The following is a 20,203-nucleotide window of genomic DNA, read 5'->3' on the forward strand; positions in this document are numbered from 1 at the left end:
TATGTCAAAGTGGCAATCAAAAGAACAATTGATTCAATTATTAAGCAGTCTTGTTGAAATTCCTAGTATTACAGGTACAGAAGCTGAAGTGATATTGCCAGACTTCGTTGTGGAACAATTATCTGATTTACAGTATTTCAAAGAAAATCCGCACCATTTGCAAAAAAATTCGACGGGGGACGGACGATATTTTGTTACAGCACTAGTAAAGAAAAGCGATCGTACAAAAAATACCGTAATTCTAGTAAGTCACTTTGATGTTGTAGATGTACAAGATTATGGAGTGTGGAAAGAAGATGCATTCAATCCTAAAAAGTTAACGTCTATGTTCTATGCTCATAAAGATGAGCTTCCAGACTATGTACGTGAAGATATAGAACAAGGAGAATGGTTGTTTGGTAGAGGAACAATGGACATGAAATGCGGTCTAGCTTTACAAATGGCAATGATTGAGCAAGCTTGCGAAGGAAAGTTTGATGGGAATGTTCTTTTATTGGCTGTACCAGATGAAGAAGTAAACTCGGTAGGGATGAGAGCTGCTGTTCCAAGATTACTAGAGTTAGCAAGAGAACATGATTTAGAGTATAAAACGGTACTAAATTCAGAGCCTATGTTTGCAAGACATCCTGGTGACCAAAATAAGTATATTTACACTGGTTCTATTGGTAAAGTGTTACCTGGTTTTCTTTGCTACGGAAAAGAGACACATGTAGGTGAACCTTTTGCAGGCTTAAATGGGAGTTATATGGCTTCATTAATAACAGCAGAATTAGAGTTAAATACAGACCTTTGTGATATTGTAGAAGGGGAAGCGAGCCCTCCGCCAACTAACTTACTTCAAAGGGACTTAAAGGAGGATTACTCTGTACAAATTCCGCATCGTGCCGTCACGTTATTTAATTTGTTTTTATTAGAAAAATCAATGACAGATGTCGTTTCATTGTTACGTCAAAAAGTAACGAAAGTAGCGGAGAAAATAGAAGAGAAATATGAAAAACAAGCATATCGTTTTTCTAAATATAATCCGTTTATACCGCCTAATATGAAGGTGAATGTATTAACGTATGAAGAGCTTATCGCTTATGCAATTGAACAACATGGGCAAGAGAAAATAGATGATATTCAATCTAGTATAATAAAAAATAGAGAAGAGAAAGATGATCGTGCGGTAACCATTGATTTAGTAGATAAACTAGCTATTTTATGTAAAGAAAAGGCGCCGATGATTGTACTTTTCTTTGCTCCGCCATATTATCCAGCTGTAAGTTCACGCAACAATCCGTTAATTAAAGAAGTAGTTACAGAAATGGAAAAGTATGCAAACTTCAATCATAACATTACATTTGAAAACCAAAACTATTTTGGAGGAATTTCAGATTTAAGCTATGTGGGCTTACAAAATCCATTACATTCAATGAGTTCACTTGTAGACAATATGCCACTATGGGATAAAGGTTACTCAATTCCACTTCAGGAACTAGAAGCATTTGACGTTCCAGTTTTAAATATGGGACCGGTAGGAAAAGATGCCCATCAATGGACAGAACGTCTAGATGTAAATTACGCATTTGAAACGCTATTAGACATGTTACCGATTTGTATTGAAAAATTACTTGTTTCTAATAAAATTACACAAGTATAGTAGGGAAGGGGTGATTGAAGTTATTTTAATATAATTAACAACTAAAACGGCCAAACTCAAGTATATTCGAGTTTGGCTGTTTATCATGTAGTGTATTTCTAATTACATTCATGTGAAGTTATAGTTTTACTTTTTCGTTTGACCAGATAGTTCAACAGACTTTTGGGTACAACGTTGCATAGCTGAAATGATGGCTGTTCGTAAGCCTTTTTCCTCTAAAGTTGCTACAGCTTCTATCGTTGTTCCGCCAGGAGAACAAACCATATCTTTCAATTCACCTGGATGTATTCCTGTTTCTAGTACCATTTTTGCAGAGCCTAATACTGCTTGAGCAGCGAATTTATATGCTTGATTTCTTGGCATGCCATCTAGTACAGCAGCATCTGCCATCGCTTCTATAATCATATATACGTATGCTGGTGAAGAGCCACTTACAGATGTTACAACATCCATTAACTTTTCACTTACGATCTCTGATTGACCAAAACTATTGAAAATGTTTAGCACATCTTCTAAATCCTTTTCTGTCACCATTTCATTTGGGCATAATGCAGACATTCCTTCTCCAACAAGAGCAGGAGTATTAGGCATTACTCGTACAACTTTTAATTTTTTATTAAAGGCATTTTCAGTACTTTCAATACTTTTACCAGCAGCGATCGTAACGATGATAGCATCGTTTTTTATCACTTCTTTAATTTCGTTAATTACTAATGGGTATAAGTCTGGTTTAATTGATAAAATTAAAATATCAGCATTTTTAGCGACTTCATTGTTGTCAGTAGTTATAGTTATTCCGTACTTTTCACTAGCATTTTCTAAATTCGTCGTGTTTAAATCTGAACACATGATTTTATTTGAAGACACTATCTTTTTGTTTAGCATCCCGCCAATTATAGCCATCCCCATATTTCCGCATCCGATGAATCCAATTTGTTTATCCATAATAATTCAATCTTGCTCCTTTTTTAATAAATTATATCATTTCGAAATTGTTATCTTAATATAACAATAACATCTCTGTGCAATATAAAGAAACATTCTAAGAGAATATATTCCTTTTTGCAATACGAAAAGATAAAAATTAATTATATTCAACATTCTGTAAATATATACACTATAATATAAGGTTTATACTTATAAATATGAGTTGAACTTATATCGATTTGTATTTTCATTCAGTAGGGAAATAATTCCATACAAGTAACTTGCAGCTCTATGTATTTTTAAAAATACCTCTTGACACCAAATCGAACTATGTCGCATAATATAAAAAAATTAAACAGTAAATCGTTGAAGGGAAATAGTACATATGTCTTCTTGCGAAAGAGAGTGGAATTCACCGGCTGAAAGATTCCTCGTATAGAATATATCGAACCTATCCCTGAGTCTTAAATGAAAGTTTAGGCGTTCGCCTGCGTTATAGGCGCCAAGTGGATATCTATGTATATCAATTAAGGTGGTACCGCGGAACAATGACCGTTTCGTCCTTTTTATTTTATGAAGGGCGAAGCGGTCATTTTTATTTTGCTCTTAAATAGGCTAGGTGCAGCACTCATTAGAATAGAAATCGCTGCAAGCTGTATGAATAGAAGTGTAATGTATAAAAAACTTTGATTTTAGACTTGGGGGATAAAAAAGTGAAGAAACAGCGAATAGTTGTAAAGATTGGGAGTAGTTCTCTGGCGGATAGTCATGGAGGCATTTCTAAAGAACAACTTTCAGATCATGTTGCCGCATTGGCTCGATTGAAAGAGGAAGGGCATGAAGTTTTGTTAATTACATCTGGGGCCGTTGCTGCAGGTTTTTCTGCTCTAGGATATCCTAGCAGACCTGTAACAATTAAAGGGAAACAGGCTGCAGCAGCTGTCGGACAAAGTTTATTAATGCAGGCGTACACGGAGGAATTCCGTAAATATGGTATTGTTACTGCACAACTTTTGCTGACGAGAAGTGATTTTTCTAGAAAAGAACAATATAGTAACGCATACGCTACGTTAGGAGAGTTACTAAACCGTTCTGCTCTTCCAATTATTAATGAAAATGATTCCATCTCTTTAGAGGAGTTAACGTTCGGTGATAATGATATGCTGTCAGCTTTAGTAAGCGGACTTGTTTCGGCAGATATGCTTATGATTTTTACAGATGTGAACGGTTTATATGATAAAAATCCTCAAAAAAATGAGGATGCGAAAAAATATTATTTCCTTCCTGAAGTTACAGAAGAAATTGCTTCTCTTGCTGGAGATGCTGGCTCAAAACTTGGGACTGGCGGTATGAAATCAAAAATTGATGCTGCAAAGACGGCGCTATCTCTTGGGGTAAGTGTATTTATCGGTACAGGACGTGGACAAGAGAAATTTGTTGATGTTTTGAAGGGGAAAGGTGACGGAACGTATGTCGGAAATGCCCCTCAAAAAGAAATGAAGATGAACAAGCAATGGATTGCCTTGCATTCGGTTGTTAGCGGTCAAATTGAAATAGACGCCGGAGCAACTACAGCTATCATTCAGCATGGTAAAAGTCTTCTTCCTGCTGGTGTTACAAATGTGTCAGGATTTTTCAAAGTTGGCGATGTTGTAGAAGTAATGACGCAACAAGGGCGCGTAATTGGAAAAGGACAATGCACATATAGCGCAGAGGAATTAAGAGAGATAAAAGGTATGCAAAGTCAACATATTCAAGCAAGAGGCGAAAGGCATAATTATGAAGTCATCCATAGGGATCATTGGGTTTCACTTTAAGATAATCTTAAAAAGGAGGAAATAAAAATGAATGAAGTGTTGGCAAAGGGGAAACGAGCAAAAGAGGTTGCTAGGGAACTTGTACTAAAATCTACAAATGAAAAAAACGAAGCACTTGCTGCAGTTGCAAATCAATTAATACATGAAACAGCTTATATTTTAGAGGAAAACAAACGGGATATAGAAGAAGGTAAGGCAAAAGGATTTTCTGATTCACTCCTTGATCGTCTTATGCTAACTGCAAATCGTATTATTGATATGACAGAGGGGATTAAGCAGCTAATTGAATTACGTGATCCTGTAGGAGAATGTGTAAGGGAATGGGAACGGCCAAATGGATTATCTATTCAGGAGATGCGTGTACCACTTGGTGTTGTTGGCATGATTTATGAGGCAAGACCGAATGTAACAGTGGATGCTGCTACAATTTGTTTGAAAACAGGAAACACAGTTATATTACGTGGTAGTTCTTCTGCTATTCATTCTAATAAAGCGATCGTTGCTGTTATTCACAGAGCGCTCAAACAAACAAGCTTACCAGAAGAAACTGTACAGCTTATAGAAGATACAACGCGAGATAGCGCAAAGCAGTTGTTTACAATGAATGATTATTTAGACGTTCTTATTCCAAGAGGTGGTAAACAATTAATCGATACTGTTGTGAGAGAAGCGTCTGTTCCAGTACTTGAAACAGGTGCGGGAAATTGTCATATTTTCATTGATGAAACAGCAGATAAACAAATGGCAATTGATATTATTATAAATGCAAAAACGCAGCGACCATCTGTATGTAATGCGATTGAAACGATTGTACTTCATGAGAAGTGGGCACAGCAATATGGTAGCGAGCTGTTCTCTTCTTTGAAAGAAAGAGGCGTGGAGCTACGTGGTGATCAGAGAGCATTGGCATTGGATTCTTCAATTGTACTTGCTTCAGAAGAAGACTGGGGGACAGAATTTTTATCTCTCACGCTGGCGGTTAAAGTAGTTTCTTCTATTGAAGAAGCGATTCATCACATAAATACGTATGGGTCTATGCATTCCGAAGCGATTATTTCAGAAAACGAGGAAAACGTCAGCAAATTTTTCGTATCTGTTGATGCAGCTGCACTGTATCATAATGCATCAACTCGTTTTACTGATGGATCTGAATTCGGATTCGGCGCTGAAATTGGCATTAGTACACAAAAGCTACACGTAAGGGGCCCAATGGGACTTCCTTCATTAACTTCTACAAAATATGTGATTCGTGGTAATGGACAAATTCGAAAATAAAAATAAAAGACACTCAATTTTCGTTTGGGTGTCTTTTATTTTTAAAATTATTTACCATACAAAAAGCCCAACGAGCATAGCGCTTAATAAGGAAACAGCCATTCCGCTCACAAGAAGCTTCCAAACATTTTTACCGATGACTGATGATTTTTCTCCGCCAAATAATGAATTGTAAGTTCCGTAAATCATACCTACTGTACTAAAGTTAGCAAAAGAAGCTAGAAATGTCGTTGCAACCGCAACTGTATGCGGTTGTAACGACTTTAAGTTTGATTTTAAATCCATCATTGCAACAAATTCATTCGTCGTTATTTTGATCCCCATTAGTTCAGCTACATACATAGCATCGCTGCCCGATAAACCGAGTAAAAAAGCGAAAGGACTAAAGATAATGGAGAAGATTTTTTGAATTGTTAAACCTGTTACAAAAAATCCTAAAATCCCATTTAAACATGCTGTTAAAGCTACATATCCAATTACCATAGCTAAAATAACGATAACCATATTCATCCCGACTAACATACTGTTGGAAATAGTAGAAAAGAAATCCTTTTTTTCATGTTTGGAAGGTGTGTAAACAACGTCTTCTTCTTTCGAAACTTCCACAGGATTTAATACATTGGCTAAAATTAAGGCGTTAATACAGTTTAATGGGATTGCGCTGAAAATATAAGTTGCTGGAACCATTGATAAATAAGCGCCAAGAATGGATCCGCTAACGCTACTCATACTCATAATCCCAAAAGTTAATAATCGATTTTCTTTTAAAACAGATAATTGATCACGAACAACCGCAAGTGCTTCGGTGTTTCCTAAAAACATCATTTGAATCGAAAAGAAGCTTTCTAACTTTGGCAAACGAGAAATCTTTGAAATAACTGCACCTACTTTATCAATAATCCAAGTTAAGATTCCAAAATAAGATAGAATATCGAAAAAAGTAATAACAAAGATGATAGGAAGTAATGCACTAAAGAAGAAATCAATGTGTGGACTGTCCATAGATGAAGGAAATGCAAATCGAATTCCTTCATTCGCACATGCCAGTAGCCAACTAAAAAATGACGCTATTTGATTAATAATAATACTGCCTAGCTTTGTGCCTAACATAAACCACGTAATAAAAAGCTCCAATATGATGAGAATTACAATCGGTCTCCATTTTATATGTTTTTTATTAGGCGAACATAAGAAAACGATTAATATGACAACGAAAACCCCTAACATATTCAATAAGAAATGCATCTCAACAACTCCTTGAAGATTATTATTTGTATATAAAAAAGCTCCTATTCTTTTTAATTTAGAATGAATGTATTTCAAAGTGAAATTTATTAATTCTAAAAATATAGAAGGATAAATTCGATAAAAATAGAATTTAATATATAGCAAACAAGGAGGGGATAAAAATGGAGGTCTATCACATAACGAGTAGAAAGAGGGAAACTTATAACGTTCGAGTGAAATATTCGATACTTTTCGAATGTGCACTTGGCATTGCAGCAATTACTCATAAGAGGTTAATTGATACTCTTGAAAAGAGTCAAAATGAATGGGAAGAAATTAAGAAATCATTAACAGAAGAAATGAGAGAGCACTTACAATTTGTCGAAGAACATAATACGTGGAAAGCATTGCTTCAGTTGTTGTATGAAGAGGATTTTCAGGACTTAGCACAGTTTCATGGTAAAATCGATTCGCTTTCAGAAGTAGATTTGAAATATATATGTTTACCGTTTTTAGGGGAGAAGTATGAAGAGAAAAGACATTTAGCAGCAAGTGGAAATGTAACTGCAATATATGAACTAGAGGAGCTGACACAAGGTCATCAGTTTTTCTCTACATATATTCGTTTTATATGTAATGTTGATGTACAAGTGCTGAAACCTCATTTAATCGCTGTAATGACAGGTTGGTATGAGAGCGTTATTCAGAAAGAGGAAGAAGAAATACGTTCTATATTAAAACGAGATTATGAAGCAAAGAATGAAATGAATAAACGGATGAAACCAGAAGAGTTCGTCGAGTGGGCCACTGGTGGCGTGAACTACATGCCAGAGCCAAGTGTTCATCACGTACTTCTTATTCCGCAAATGACGTACAGACCGTGGAATATTGAGGCCGATATTGAAGATACGAAAGTATTCCATTATCCAGTTGCAAACGAAAGTATTCATCCTGAAGATCCATATGAACCGAATTATTTTTTAGTTCAAAAACATAAAGCTCTTGGAGATGAAGCGAGGTTACGTATTGTAAAAATGTTGTTCGAAAAAGAACGAACATTGCAGGAAATTACAGAAAGACTGCAACTTGGTAAATCGACTGTACACCACCATTTGAAATTGTTACGTGCAGCGAAGTTAGTGGATATACATGATGGGAAATATGTATTAAGGAAGAAAGCAGTACAGTCTTTAGCGAAGGAATTAGATATGTTTTTGAATAGATAATTAACAACGAGAATGTACATAAAGGGAGGAATATAAAAGAAAAGTTGGTGTATGAAATTGAAAAATTTATTGAAAAATCGTTCGTTCTTTTTTATGTGGATTGGTAGTGCAATTTCAGAATTAGGCGGGGGTTTCGGAACGTTATGTAATTCAATTCTAGTATATGAGTTAACAGGATCGGAAATGGCTTTAAGTAGTATGTGGTTATTATATTTCATCCCATCACTCATACTGCAATTAATCAGCGGCCCATTTATTGATAAATGGAGCCGGAAGTGGATTATGATTTTTTCACAATGGATACGAGCGTCCGTATTCTTATTACCTTTGGTGATGTTAGTTTCGGGTAGTATAGAAGTTTGGCACATTTATGTTGTTCAAATTGTAGTGGGACTTATTACACCACTTTATACACCTGCAAGTCAAGCCATTACACCAAGCATTGTAAGGAAAGAACAACTTCAAGATGCGAATGCGTACATTGATGGAATGACTCGACTTATGATGTTTCTTGCGCCAGTATTAGGTGGAGTAGTCATTCATTTCATTGGAACAGAACTTACATTATCTTTCGTATGCATTTGTTTATTTGTTAGTGGCACTTTCTTACTTTATATAAAAGAAAATAGAACGTCGCAACCTATTCGGAAAACGTGGCTTGGACAGTTTCTTCACGGTTTTACATATTTTTTTACAAAACCAATCATCGTTTGGCTCGGTGTCTTTCTTACTTTCGTGCAATTTGGAGTTGGGGTAACGATGGTTACAAATCTTCCTTATATAAAAGACGAGCTGTCAGGGGGATATGCGGAATTTGGTTATTTTATGGCCGGATTCCCGCTTGGCTATGTAGTTGGATCTATATTAGTTGGTAAAGTAACATATAAAAGCCGACGTATACTTATGCTTGGAGGATTGTTTATAGGAGGACTCACATACATTTCTTTAGGGTTTAATCATAGTATCGTTATAGCGATAATAATTGAAGTAATAGCAGGCATTTGTATTTCATTTTTCAATGTTCATAACACGACAATATGCCAACAGTCAGTCCCGAATAAGATGATAGGACAAGTTTTTTCAGTACGATTATTTTTCATACGATCCGCTATGCCGTTAGGTGTTTTATTAGGAGGCATACTAAGTGAAATGTTGGGAATAAGAGCACTATACTTTATTATCGGTACGATTATATGTGTTACTTCTTTAATAGGAATATTACTTCCGTATTTCAAATTTTTAGATGAGACAGTTGAAGAGAAAACAGCATAATTCAAATAATTATAACTTTTTAATTGAAAATAATTATCATAATCAATTATAATAGAAGAATACTAGTATTCGTAATAAAAAGAGGGAGTGGATTATATGTTTATTGAAACGAAAACATTTACAGTAAAAGAAGGTACATCAAATATAGTTGTAGAACGTTTCACTGGAGAAGGAATTATTGAAAAATTTGAAGGATTTATCGATTTAAGTGTTCTTGTGAAAAAAGTAAGACGCGGCGACGAAGAAGTTGTCGTTATGATCCGCTGGGAATCTGAAGAAGCGTGGAAAAACTGGGAAACAAGTGAAGAACATTTAGCAGGTCATAGAGCGAGTCGGGGTAAGCCAAAACCAGATCATATCATTAACGTTGATCACTCAGTTTATTATGTGAAATCATCGAAAGCGGCTTATCAACAGTCGTAATATATAAGTAAAGGTGGAGGATATTTGTTTATTAATAAACAAATATCCTCTTTTTTTGATTTATAGTAAAATATGGATGTGATAAATGTTTATTTGTAAATGGAGGTAAATGAAGTGAAAAGAATATTACTAATGACATCTTTGGCAACGATATTATTGTCAGCGTGTAGTAATAATGTGAAAAAAGAAGTATTTAAGAATGAGGAAGAAAAACGTGAAAGCAGTGCAAAAATAATAGAGCAGAAGGAGTATATCATTATTGATAAGAAACATAATGATATATTTCTAAAAGATGCTAGCTCAAATAAAGAAGACAGTGTGAAAGTAAGTTTAAATGATTTAAACTCAACAAAATGGAAGGCGCCTAAAAGAAACGGTATCCTAGATATAGGTGATCATATCTCTTTGGAAAAAGAAGAGGGTAAATATACACCTACATTAGTAAAAGATCTTGTTGGTGAAATAAAATATGATGGTACAATTAAATATAAAATTTTAGAAGCAACTATTAAATCAGTAAAGTGGTTTCCACTAAATAAAGAGAACAATGGAGGATATGTTCCGCCAGAGATGGTAAAAGTAGTGAACGCTTCGAAAATAAAAACTGGAGATATTGTAACGATTCAAGATAAAACAAAAAGCAGTGAAGATGTAATTGTATATGAACTGACAATTGTTGAATAAGTATGTAGAAGATGAAAGATATAAGAGAAGTAAAATATATAGGTAACGAATAACTCCTTAATAATGTGTGTGGAGGTTACAAATGTTAGAAGCACAAATATTTAAACATGAACAACATAAAAAATTAGTGCAAACAATAGTAGCGGAAACCTTGTGTACGGAAAAGGTAAATGGATTCATGCTAATTGGATCTGTCGCAAGAGGTGACGCATATCCTGATTCGGATTTAGATTTTTATATTCTTTTACAAGAAGGACAAAAGAAGAAATTTCATTCTGAAATGAGAGAAGATATTTTAGTTGAATATAAGAGTGCAGATTTTAATCAAATTCAAATAAACTTTAAAAACAATCCGATGGAACTATACTCATTTCTAGAAGGGAAAACTTTGTTTGATAAAAGCGGTGAGTTAAAAAAGTTAAAGGAAATAGCTACATATGAATTTGAAAACTATCGAGTTTCTAGCGACAAAATGAAGGGTATTTCTCATTGGTTGCATAGTTCGTTAATTAAAATTCAATCTTAATGCAAGAAAATCTAGAGAACCAAGCATGTTTCCCATATGGTACAGTACGAAACGATTATAAGTAGTACAGTGATATAAATAGGAGGTTACCACTATGACAGATGTATTTAAAGATATGGCGTTCCAGCTAAAAACGGAACGACTCGACCTAAATATGTGGGAGGAATCCGATGCAGTCTGGCTTAGAAAACTAATTGGTGAACGTGGAGTGGAAATGCCAACCATTGAATCTGTTCGTAGCTCTCTTATCGAAATGCGCAAGAATGCAACTGAAAATGGTATTTCTCTTCTCACAATTCGTAGACGAGACGAAGGCGATTTCATCGGATACTGTGGCTTAATCATCGGTCGTTCTACGCTTGAAGAGCCGGAGATTGCATACGAATTGTTCAAAAGTGCTCATCGCAAAGGTTATGCGACAGAGGCAGCATCAGCAGTGCTGGAAGCTGCGATTGCTACGGGGCGCCATAGACTTTGGTCTACTGTAGGCGCTTGGAATACTGCGTTTTTTCGGGTATTAGAAAAGTTAGGGTTTCATCGGCATCACAGTACTTATGGTGAACGCGGTGAGATTGTTTGGAATGTTCGCGATCTGTAGGTTAAATTCAAAATAATGAAAAATGTAAAAGAAAGCCCATATGTTAGATTCCTCAGTAATCTAACATATGGGCTTTTCTTTTAAATGCAATAGTTTGCTCGTTTGTTTTAATTTTTTACATCTTCGTATAATTGGAGTGCCTCTTTCACATTCAATCCATTTTTCACAATACCATGTATCGCTTGAATCATCGCAGCTGGATGTTCAGATTGCCATATGTTTCGGCCCATATCTACGCCGATTGCCCCTTCTTGTAGTGCATTGTACGTAATGTTTAATGCGTCTTCAATTGAATCCAGTTTTGGCCCACCAGCAATTACGACTGGGGCAGGGCATGTGCTCGTAATTTTTTCGAACCCTTCGCAGTAATACGTTTTAATAATGTCAGCACCCATTTCAACACATACACGGGAAGCAAGTGCTAGAAAGCGAGCTTCACGTTTTTGTAGTTCTTTCGCAACGGCGGTAATGCCGAGTACTGGCAGACCATAATCGTGAGCTTCTGAAACTACGTTTGCGAGATTCGTAACCGTTTGTGTCTCATAGTCGGACCCGACGAAAACAGACACACCTACGCCAATCGCGTTTTGTTTTACTGCTTCTTTTACAGGTGTAACAATTGTCTCATTCGCTAAATCTTTACCGACGACAGTAGCCCCGCCAGATACACGCATAACCATCGGTGTACTGCAGTTTTCAGGAATGCAGGAGCTAAGTACACCACGCGTCAAAAAGAGAGAATCCGTATAAGGAAGTAAGTTTTTAACTGTTTCAAGTGGCTGTTCAAGCCCATGAATTGGTCCTAAAAAGTAGCCGTGATCTATCGCTAACATAACCGCTCTGCCATCAGGTAAAATTGTATTTAATCGATTTTTAAATCCCCAAGTCATTCGAAATCACTCCTTCGTTAATGTTGGATTTTCCGTTTGTACCGTATCTTTACTTGGTAAATGTGGTGACTTAATAAAAACTGCTTTAAAAGGTTTGTCAGAATGGTTAATAAGATAGTGAGATTCATGTGGGCGAACTTGCAGGACATCCCCTTGTTTAATTGGAACTCTTTCGTTATTTACATAGAAATCTATTTCACCTTCTAATGCATAGAAGACCTCTTCGCACGTTGTATGATAATGGTTTTGAAACTCTTGCCCAGGCTGAATGACAACAAGGCCTAAATCAATATTCGGCCCTTGTATTAAATATTTCGGCCCATTATCACCGAAGCGATAAGAGAAATCATTTTCATTCGCTTTTAACATACATTTCACTCCTTTATCCCGTATTAACGGGCAGTAAAACTCCCATCTCAAAATTTGTCTGGAGCAAAGAAGGTAGGTGGAGATCAACTGCCCGTAAAAGCCTGATTGGTTCAGCTAATAATCAGTGGGGGAGGAACAAAAACCCCCACTGATTAAAGTTTCACTTTATGTAATCTGTTACAGTGCACCAGGCGCAATCCACATATGTGAAGTGAGCCCTTTATCAGCTAAAGCGAGCTGACTGTCATACACAGTTTTCCATGTTTCATAGAACTCTTTATATAGTTCGTGATTTTCAGTAACTGGTTCGAATGTTTGCTCCCACTGTACAAACTCTTCGGCAGTTTCTTCCATAGATGCATATATGCCAGCGCCAACTCCAGCAGCAATTGCAGTTCCTAAAGCAGCTGCTTCTTTTACAACAGGTACTTTTACAGGAATACCAAGGACGTCTGATAGAATTTGTGGCCATAGTTTTCCTTTAGCGGCACCCCCAGCAAAAACGACTTCAGAAGGGAATGCCCCTGTGAGATTTTCTATTAATTTTAAGTTTCCAAGTGTAACGAAGGCTGCATTTTCTTCAATAGCACGGAACAGTTCTTTTTTTCCGCATTTGTCAGCATCTAAACTTAAATTTAAAAAAGAAGGTGCGGCATGACGCCAAGAAATGTAGTTCATAACGTTTGAAAAAGTAGGGATAATGCCATGTGAACCGACAGGTACGTCTTTCGCTTGTTCTTCTAGTAATTCATAAGCATCTACACCGAGTTTGTCAGCAAGTTTCTTTTCCTCTTGGCAAAAAGCGTCTCGAAACCAGCGCATAACGAGGCCTGGGAAAAAAGCAATCGTTTCGTATTGCCATAGATTAGGTACGACGTGACAATTTATACGAATCGCAGCATGTGGATCTGTTATTGGCTCAGTAACATTCACTTCTTGTTGCCAAAAACTACCTCCGCATATTAATGTTTGATTCGGTTTCACGACTCCAGTTCCGAGCGATGCCATTTGAGCATCTCCGCCCCCGGCGACGACAGGAATTCCTTCACGTAATCCAGTTAATGCTGCACACTCTTTTGTGACGTTGCCAATTACTGTACCAGCTTCATTTACTGTTGGTGAAAATGGCAATGTTAAACCGCACTCCTTAGCGACATCGTTATCCCACACTCTATTTTGTAAGTCAAAAATACCGGACGTACATCCGTTTGAAGGATCGATTTGTAGTACGCCGCTTAATTTATATAAAATCCAATCGTTTAACATCGTAAAAGAATGAATATTGCTATAGACTTCTGGTTCATGTTTTTTAATCCAAAGTAGGCGGGGTAAAGCACCTAATGAAAAAGTTTGACCAGACTTTGTATATAAATCTTTTTCAAGATGTGACCGTATTTCTTTTAGCTCACTAACTTCAGCGGACGCGCGCCCATCAACATTTGCACAAGCCCATATTTCTTGCCCATCTTTATCATATAAAACAAAACCTTCTCGCATACTAGTAGCGCTAATAGCTTGAATGGAAGAGGGCGAGATATTGCTCCTTTGTAAAACTTCTTTCGTGCATTGTTGTACTAGCTTCCAGTTTTCTATTACATCAAAATTCATAGAACCTGGGTAACGAGGATCTGTATTATGAACCCATTCTTTTTGACTGACAGCAATTTGATTACCTAGTAAATCAAAAAGAACAGCTCGAATGCTTCCTGTACCAGCATCAAAAGCTAATAAATGAGACATTAACAATCACCATCCTTTCGTAATAAGGAGAGGGCCGTTTCCTCATCGGTAATTAATGTATGAATAAACTTTCCTTTTAAGGCACCATAAATTGCGTCTATCTTTTCTGTACCTCCAGCAACACCAACAACATGTTTCATTTTGCGCAGAAACGAGAGCGGCGTACCGATTAGTCGATTATGATGTGGGAGCTTTAATAAATCACCATTCGTATTGTAAAACTGTCCTAAAATATCGCCAGCACCGTTTTGGCTACGAATATACGTCATTTCACGTAGTGTTAATTTTTCTTCCTTTACAATCGTAGCGTCTTGAGATAATCCTCCAATACCGACAACTGCTGTATGTGCAAGTGAAGCGACATGAAGCATATCTTTTACACTCGGTTCTGATAGAATACTTTGTGCCATTTCGGTTGTAGATGCTAGAAACGGCGTAGGGATAATGTGAAGATCGCCCTGCATGTAGTGTAAATAGTTTTGTTTTCTCGAGAGATAGTGATTTACTCCGCCTGTTAACGTTACGATTGAAAGATTAATAGAAGTCTCAAAATGAATGTTTTCTAGCATTTTGCTAATTGTTTCTCCCCATCCGATACCGAGTAAATCGCCTTGCTGGAGATGAGTTTCTAAATATTGTGCAGCAGCTTTTCCGAGAGAAGCGTGATAATTGTTTACTGGGGTCGGGATAATAAAAGCATCTTTTAAGTGGAATTTCTTCATTAAGTCACGCTCAATACTTAAACAGTGTAAACCAGTCCCTTTTACGTGAAATGTAACGATACCTTCACTTCGCGCCTTATCTAATAACCGGACGACTTTATTTCTTGAAATATGAAGAAGTGAAGCGATCTCCTGTTGTGTTAATTGGTCTTTATAATAGTACCAAGCTACTTTAGTTAATAAATTCTCTTCAAAGTTCAGCTGAGTCATACTCTTCATCCCTTTCAACAATTGACCACTGCTTAAACATATGTGCCATATATTTTGTTTATTCCAGTTGAAACGATAAATAGTATGTAGAAAAAAGTGTTCTAGATATGAAAAAAGGAATATACAATGCTACAAAACAAGTAGAACAAATAATCATTTTCTCAAAAAATGTTCTGGATAAAGGCAGGTGACATCAAGTGGAGAACATACCTTTATTACAAGTAAATAAAATGAGTAAGGCGTTTTCAAATCAACTTGTATTAAAAGAAGTGAACTTACAAGTAGAGCGCGGAGATATATACGCTTTAGTTGGGGGAAATGGCGCCGGGAAATCAACATTAATGAAAATATTAACGGGGTTATATTCGTATGATGATGGAGAAATGTATGTAAAAGGAACGAAGCAACAGTTTTCAAATCCGTCAGAAGCACACCGAAAAGGTATTTATTTAATACCGCAAGAACCGCTCATTTTTCCGCATATGACTATTGAAGAAAATATCTGTATCGGGTTAACAGAAAAGAAAAAGAAATTAAGAGTACAGATTGAGCAATTGATTAAAAGTCTAGGGTGGGATATTGACCTTAATGAACTAGGAGGATCATTATCGATTGCGCAACAACAGTTAGTAGAAATTGTTAGAGGATTAATACGAGAAGCTGAGATTCTTATTTTAGATGAGCCAACATCGACATTAACAACTCACGAAATTAAGAGTCTTTTTGTGTTGATGAAAAGTTTACAAGAAAAAGGAATTGGGATGATTTATATTACGCATCGCTTTCCAGAAATCTTTGAAATTGCCAACAAAGTAGCAATACTACGTGATGGAATGATTGTAAGCCAAGGTGACGTATGTGACTATACATATGACATGCTGATGGAGGGGCTATTGCCAAAAGGGTATAAACAGAAAGAGAAAATAGAAGTAGTTCAAGAGACAGCAAGGACGAAAAAAATATTAGAAGTGATCGATATAACGAGCCACGCATTCAAAAATATATCATTCACTGTACATGCGGGTGAGATTGTAGGTGTTGCTGGCATTATAGGATCTGGCAGGACTGAATTAGCAGAAGCGATATTTGGATTGAAAACTATAAAATCAGGGTCTATCTTATTAGAGGGAAAATCAATTGATGCGTGTTCTTTGCATAAAAGGCTAGAAGAGGGACTGGTTTATGTGCCAGAGGATAGGGCGAGGAATGGAATCTTCTCAATTGCTTCTGTTAAAGAAAATATTGCAGCAGCAAGTTTACAGCAAAATAATCGCTTTTTTATAAATCAAGAAAAAGAAAGCGCTTTAGTTAATTCATTTATAGAACAGTTCCGAATTGTTATACAAAATATGAATGAAGAACTGGCATCTTTATCAGGAGGTAATCAGCAGAAGGTCGTGCTTGCGAAGTATCTCGCATGTAATCCTAAAATTATTATTCTTGATGAACCGACTCGTGGAATTGATGCGAAGGCAAGGCTTGAAGTGTATGAGACGATAGAAAAAATGAAAAGGGAAGGACTCGCAATATTATTAATCTCTTCCGATGTTGAAGAAATTGTGCAATTAGTAAACCGTGTATATGTAATGCGAAATGGGCGATTTGTTTCTCATATGGAAAAAGAACAACTAAGTGTGAATGAAGTTACACGCCTTGCACACGGAGGTGTAGCGGAATGAAACGCATGTTAAAAATGCATGAAACATCTATCATACTGTTACTACTAATTTATATAGCTATTGTAGGAATAATAAACCCTAGTTTTATTCAATTTAACTCGTTATCTTTACTGATAAAATCAAGCGTTATTTTAGTCATGCTAGCAATTGGCCAATCGTTCGTCTTATTTACGAAAAATATAGATGTATCAGTTGGTTCAAGCATGGGGTTAAGTGCAGCAGTTAGCGGAATGTTGTTAACGGATGGATATCATGCATCTTTGTCTATACTTGCTGCTATTTTACTTGGCGCTATTCTCGGTTTTATAAATGGAATTGGTGTTGCGAAGTTTCGGATACCGGCCATTATTATGACATTAGGTATGTTAGGGGTCATTAGAGGTGCGATGTTAATCTTTACAGGTGGAAAATGGATTGAAGATATACCAAACGATTTTAAGCAACTGTCATCGATTGTCATACTTGGTTTGCCGATCATTGTATGGGTTGTTCTTATTATTTTACTACTACTATACTTCTTTTTAAGGAAAGTGCCATTTGGAAGATACTTTTATGCGGTAGGTGATAATGAAGATGGCGCGAGACTTATTGGTATACCTGTTAATAAAGTGAAGATATACGCGTTTATAATTTCAGGCATAAGTGCTGCGCTCGCTGGTTGCATATTTGTTATGAATATCGGATTCGTTCCAAATCAAACAGGAACTGGGATAGAACTACAGGTGATCGCAGCTGCTGTACTAGGAGGAGTTCATTTAAAAGGAGGAACGGGTTCTATAGTTGGAGCTGCATTAGGAGCGATATTTTTAGAGGCGATAAGCAGTTCACTCGTCTTTTTAAAAATACCAGCATTTTGGAATAATGCTATTTCAGGTTTCTTATTATTACTAATCGTCATATTAGATAGCGTTATGAAAAAGTGGAAGGCAGAAAGGAGGATGAATCTATGAAGTATGTATACAGATGGGAAGGTGTTCTAATCGTATTACTTCTTTTAGAATTCATTCTCTTTAGTTTTATAAATAGTGATTTCTTAAATATTAGTAATCTCCTTTTTAGTACAAATGATTTCCTATTTATCGCAATTGCGGCGATACCAATGACTTTCGTTATAGTAACAGGAGGAATTGATGTATCGGTCGGCTCCATAATGGGTCTCACTTCGATCTTAATCGGTGTACTTTGGCTGAACGGAATACCTATTTTGTTTGCTGTCATAATAGCCCTAATAATTAGTTGCCTAGCAGGCACTTTAAACGGACTTATTATAAAAATGACAGATGTCGAACCACTCGTCGTTACACTCGGAACGATGTTTTTATACGGAGGAATTGCACTCGTCATTTCAGGAGGGGCAGGTGCTTCTGGGTATGAAGGAATAAGTGGTTTACCTGACACATTTGTACAACTAGCAAACGGTAGTTTTATAGGAATACCGAATTTATTATGGTTACTAATTATATTAATGATTTTATGCACGATATTGTTTCATCGCACCATATATGGGCGCCACGTAAAATTAACAGGTGCGAACGAAAATGCAGCCAAATACACCGGGATTAAAACAAAAAAAGTAGTCATCATCGCTTACATACTGTCCGGATTAGGGGGTGGATTAGGAGGCGCTTTCTTAACTGCCTATTTCGGTTCCGCACGTGCTGATATGGGAAGTGAAACAATATTACCAATCATTACAGCAGTCGTGTTAGGCGGGACACTTATTACAGGGGGAAAAGGAAGTATTATCGGTACTGTACTTGCGAGTATTTTTATAGGACTCATGCAGTATGGTTTGCAAATGACGGGTATAACAAATGAACAATCTAATGTAGTTATTGGTATTATTCTTATTCTTTCAGTTATTATGAGGCATTTCAAATTACATCAATTCACACCGCGGAAAAGAAAGAACTTGCATAAGGGGGAAATGTCATGAAGAGAAAATTAGGGATTGTATTCATTGTATGCATTTGTTTAATCGGTTTAATCGCTTGCTCTAGTCAAACCGCAGATAAGAAAAAAGCTGATGATGTGAAATTTGCATTTATCCCAAAATTAACTGGAGTTGGCTTCTTTACATCAGGGGGTGAAGGAGCAAAAGAGATGGGAGATAAGTTAGGCGTACAAGTGAAATACGATGGACCATCTGAAGCGAGTGTTTCTGGTCAAGTAAAATATATAAACAATTTCATTAACCAAAACTATGATGCACTTATGGTCTCTTCTACGTCAGTAGATGGTCTATCGCAATCATTGCAACGTGCTAAGAAAAAAGGCATGACGGTGTTGACATGGGATTCTGATGTCAATCCGAAAGACCGTTCCTTTTATATAAGCCAAGGAACACCGGATCAACTTGCTAACTTATTAATTGAAATGACTTCTAAGCAAATTGGAGATAAAGGAAAAGTAGCCTTCTTTTACTCTAGTCCAACAGTAACGGATCAAAACCAATGGGTAACGAAAGCGAAAGAAATTATTAAAAAGAAATATCCGAACTGGGAAATTGTAACGACGCAGTACGGTGAAAATAATGCACAAAAGTCTTTGTCGGTAGGGGAGAATATTTTAAAAACGTATCCAGATATTAATGCAGTCATTTGCCCGGATGCAACGGCACTTCCAGCAATGGCACAAGCAGCTGAAAATTTAAAAATGGATAAAAAAGTAGTCGTAACTGGCTTCTCTACACCAAACGTGATGCGTGATTACGTAAAACGAGGAACAGTAGCGCAATTTGGTTTATGGGATGTCAAACAACAAGGTGCACTCGCAACGTATGTAGCAAATGAAATTGTTGTAAAAGGGAAGAAGTTAAAAGTGGGGGATAGCTTCGAAGTAAAAGGAATTGGAAAAGTAAAAGTAGAGCCAAACTCCATTCAAGGATATGACTATGAGGCAGAAGGGAACGGAATTATCGTACTACCAGAACGAGTCGTATTTACAAAGGATAATATTGATAAATATAATTTCTAG

Annotated in this window: 18 protein-coding genes, 1 pseudogene and 1 other annotated feature; of the genes and pseudogenes, 13 read left to right on the forward strand and 6 right to left on the reverse strand. The window is 36.4% G+C overall.

Annotated features, from left to right (window positions below):
* Position 1 precedes the first annotated feature (1 nt).
* Positions 2 to 1,642, forward strand: a complete 1,641-nt coding sequence (locus tag ACTFRS_RS03450) for a M20/M25/M40 family metallo-hydrolase (protein ID WP_139865949.1) — start codon at positions 2 to 4, stop codon at positions 1,640 to 1,642.
* 126 nt (positions 1,643 to 1,768) lie between these two features.
* Here the strand turns inward: ACTFRS_RS03450 and proC are convergent, their stop codons facing one another.
* Positions 1,769 to 2,587 (reverse strand): pyrroline-5-carboxylate reductase, encoded by an 819-nt coding sequence (proC, locus tag ACTFRS_RS03455; protein ID WP_000360707.1) that lies wholly within the window; start codon positions 2,585 to 2,587, stop codon positions 1,769 to 1,771.
* Between the two features lie 339 nt (positions 2,588 to 2,926).
* Positions 2,927 to 3,137 (forward strand) — a binding site (T-box leader).
* A gap of 145 nt (positions 3,138 to 3,282) precedes the next feature.
* Between proC and proB the strand changes: the two genes are divergently transcribed.
* Together proB and ACTFRS_RS03465 are read left to right on the forward strand one after the other, a co-directional pair.
* Positions 3,283 to 4,386, forward strand: a complete 1,104-nt coding sequence (gene proB, locus ACTFRS_RS03460) for a glutamate 5-kinase (protein ID WP_000744724.1) — start codon at positions 3,283 to 3,285, stop codon at positions 4,384 to 4,386.
* A 27-nt stretch (positions 4,387 to 4,413) separates the two neighbouring features.
* The gene (locus tag ACTFRS_RS03465) at positions 4,414 to 5,661 is read left to right on the forward strand and encodes a glutamate-5-semialdehyde dehydrogenase (protein WP_139865948.1); all 1,248 of its coding nucleotides are present in this window, start codon (positions 4,414 to 4,416) and stop codon (positions 5,659 to 5,661) included.
* Positions 5,662 to 5,712: 51 nt separating this feature from the next.
* Here the strand turns inward: ACTFRS_RS03465 and ACTFRS_RS03470 are convergent, their stop codons facing one another.
* Complete coding sequence (locus tag ACTFRS_RS03470) at positions 5,713 to 6,906, reverse strand: NupC/NupG family nucleoside CNT transporter (RefSeq protein ID WP_139865947.1); 1,194 nt, start codon at positions 6,904 to 6,906, stop codon at positions 5,713 to 5,715.
* A 164-nt stretch (positions 6,907 to 7,070) separates the two neighbouring features.
* Here ACTFRS_RS03470 and ACTFRS_RS03475 point away from each other — a divergent pair, with 164 nt between their 5' ends.
* The 6 genes and pseudogenes from ACTFRS_RS03475 (at position 7,071) to ACTFRS_RS03500 (ending at position 11,617) form a co-directional block, all read left to right on the forward strand.
* Positions 7,071 to 8,114, forward strand: coding sequence for an ArsR/SmtB family transcription factor (locus ACTFRS_RS03475; protein WP_431085199.1), 1,044 nt, complete (start codon positions 7,071 to 7,073; stop codon positions 8,112 to 8,114).
* A 51-nt stretch (positions 8,115 to 8,165) separates the two neighbouring features.
* Positions 8,166 to 9,386 carry an MFS transporter gene (locus ACTFRS_RS03480; RefSeq protein WP_431085198.1) on the forward strand — a complete coding sequence of 407 codons (1,221 nt, stop codon included), beginning with the start codon at positions 8,166 to 8,168 and terminating at the stop codon, positions 9,384 to 9,386.
* A gap of 96 nt (positions 9,387 to 9,482) precedes the next feature.
* Positions 9,483 to 9,809, forward strand: coding sequence for a heme-degrading monooxygenase HmoA (gene hmoA, locus ACTFRS_RS03485; protein WP_139865944.1), 327 nt, complete (start codon positions 9,483 to 9,485; stop codon positions 9,807 to 9,809).
* A gap of 99 nt (positions 9,810 to 9,908) precedes the next feature.
* Positions 9,909 to 10,493: a hypothetical protein gene (locus tag ACTFRS_RS03490; RefSeq protein ID WP_431085197.1), complete on the forward strand. Its 585-nt coding sequence runs from the start codon at positions 9,909 to 9,911 to the stop codon at positions 10,491 to 10,493.
* Positions 10,494 to 10,575: 82 nt separating this feature from the next.
* Positions 10,576 to 11,016 (forward strand): annotated as a pseudogene (locus ACTFRS_RS03495) (nucleotidyltransferase domain-containing protein); the annotation flags it as partial.
* Positions 11,017 to 11,113: 97 nt separating this feature from the next.
* Complete coding sequence (locus tag ACTFRS_RS03500) at positions 11,114 to 11,617, forward strand: GNAT family N-acetyltransferase (protein WP_440024242.1); 504 nt, start codon at positions 11,114 to 11,116, stop codon at positions 11,615 to 11,617.
* A gap of 107 nt (positions 11,618 to 11,724) precedes the next feature.
* Here the strand turns inward: ACTFRS_RS03500 and lsrF are convergent, their stop codons facing one another.
* The 4 genes from lsrF to ACTFRS_RS03520 all read right to left on the reverse strand — a co-directional run bounded on the left by lsrF (position 11,725) and on the right by ACTFRS_RS03520 (position 15,548).
* A complete protein-coding gene (gene lsrF / locus ACTFRS_RS03505) occupies positions 11,725 to 12,507 on the reverse strand; it encodes a 3-hydroxy-5-phosphonooxypentane-2,4-dione thiolase (protein ID WP_070806325.1) in 783 nt (260 codons plus the stop codon).
* Positions 12,508 to 12,513: 6 nt separating this feature from the next.
* On the reverse strand, positions 12,514 to 12,876 hold the full coding sequence (locus ACTFRS_RS03510; RefSeq protein ID WP_000909987.1) for a cupin domain-containing protein: 363 nt from the start codon (positions 12,874 to 12,876) through the stop codon (positions 12,514 to 12,516).
* Between the two features lie 177 nt (positions 12,877 to 13,053).
* Entirely contained in the window at positions 13,054 to 14,616 is a 1,563-nt protein-coding gene (gene lsrK / locus ACTFRS_RS03515; protein WP_431085194.1) for an autoinducer-2 kinase, read from the reverse strand.
* Positions 14,616 to 15,548, reverse strand: coding sequence for a sugar-binding transcriptional regulator (locus ACTFRS_RS03520; RefSeq protein WP_431085193.1), 933 nt, complete (start codon positions 15,546 to 15,548; stop codon positions 14,616 to 14,618). Before ACTFRS_RS03520 ends, lsrK begins: the two co-directional genes overlap by 1 nt.
* Positions 15,549 to 15,745: 197 nt before the next feature.
* Here ACTFRS_RS03520 and ACTFRS_RS03525 point away from each other — a divergent pair, with 197 nt between their 5' ends.
* From ACTFRS_RS03525 to lsrB, 4 genes are read left to right on the forward strand one after another with little or no spacing between them, the layout of a single operon-like run.
* Positions 15,746 to 17,227: a sugar ABC transporter ATP-binding protein gene (locus tag ACTFRS_RS03525; protein WP_242293247.1), complete on the forward strand. Its 1,482-nt coding sequence runs from the start codon at positions 15,746 to 15,748 to the stop codon at positions 17,225 to 17,227.
* Positions 17,224 to 18,177, forward strand: a complete 954-nt coding sequence (locus tag ACTFRS_RS03530) for an ABC transporter permease subunit (RefSeq protein ID WP_431085192.1) — start codon at positions 17,224 to 17,226, stop codon at positions 18,175 to 18,177. The genes ACTFRS_RS03525 and ACTFRS_RS03530 overlap by 4 nt, the downstream gene beginning before the upstream one ends.
* Complete coding sequence (locus ACTFRS_RS03535; protein WP_431085191.1) at positions 18,174 to 19,163, forward strand: ABC transporter permease subunit; 990 nt, start codon at positions 18,174 to 18,176, stop codon at positions 19,161 to 19,163. The genes ACTFRS_RS03530 and ACTFRS_RS03535 overlap by 4 nt, the downstream gene beginning before the upstream one ends.
* Complete coding sequence (gene lsrB / locus ACTFRS_RS03540) at positions 19,160 to 20,203, forward strand: autoinducer 2 ABC transporter substrate-binding protein LsrB (protein WP_000823633.1); 1,044 nt, start codon at positions 19,160 to 19,162, stop codon at positions 20,201 to 20,203. Before ACTFRS_RS03535 ends, lsrB begins: the two co-directional genes overlap by 4 nt.

The organism is Bacillus cereus group sp. MYBK139-1, from assembly GCF_051916915.1.
Classification (GTDB): Bacteria; Bacillota; Bacilli; order Bacillales; family Bacillaceae_G; genus Bacillus_A; species Bacillus_A pacificus.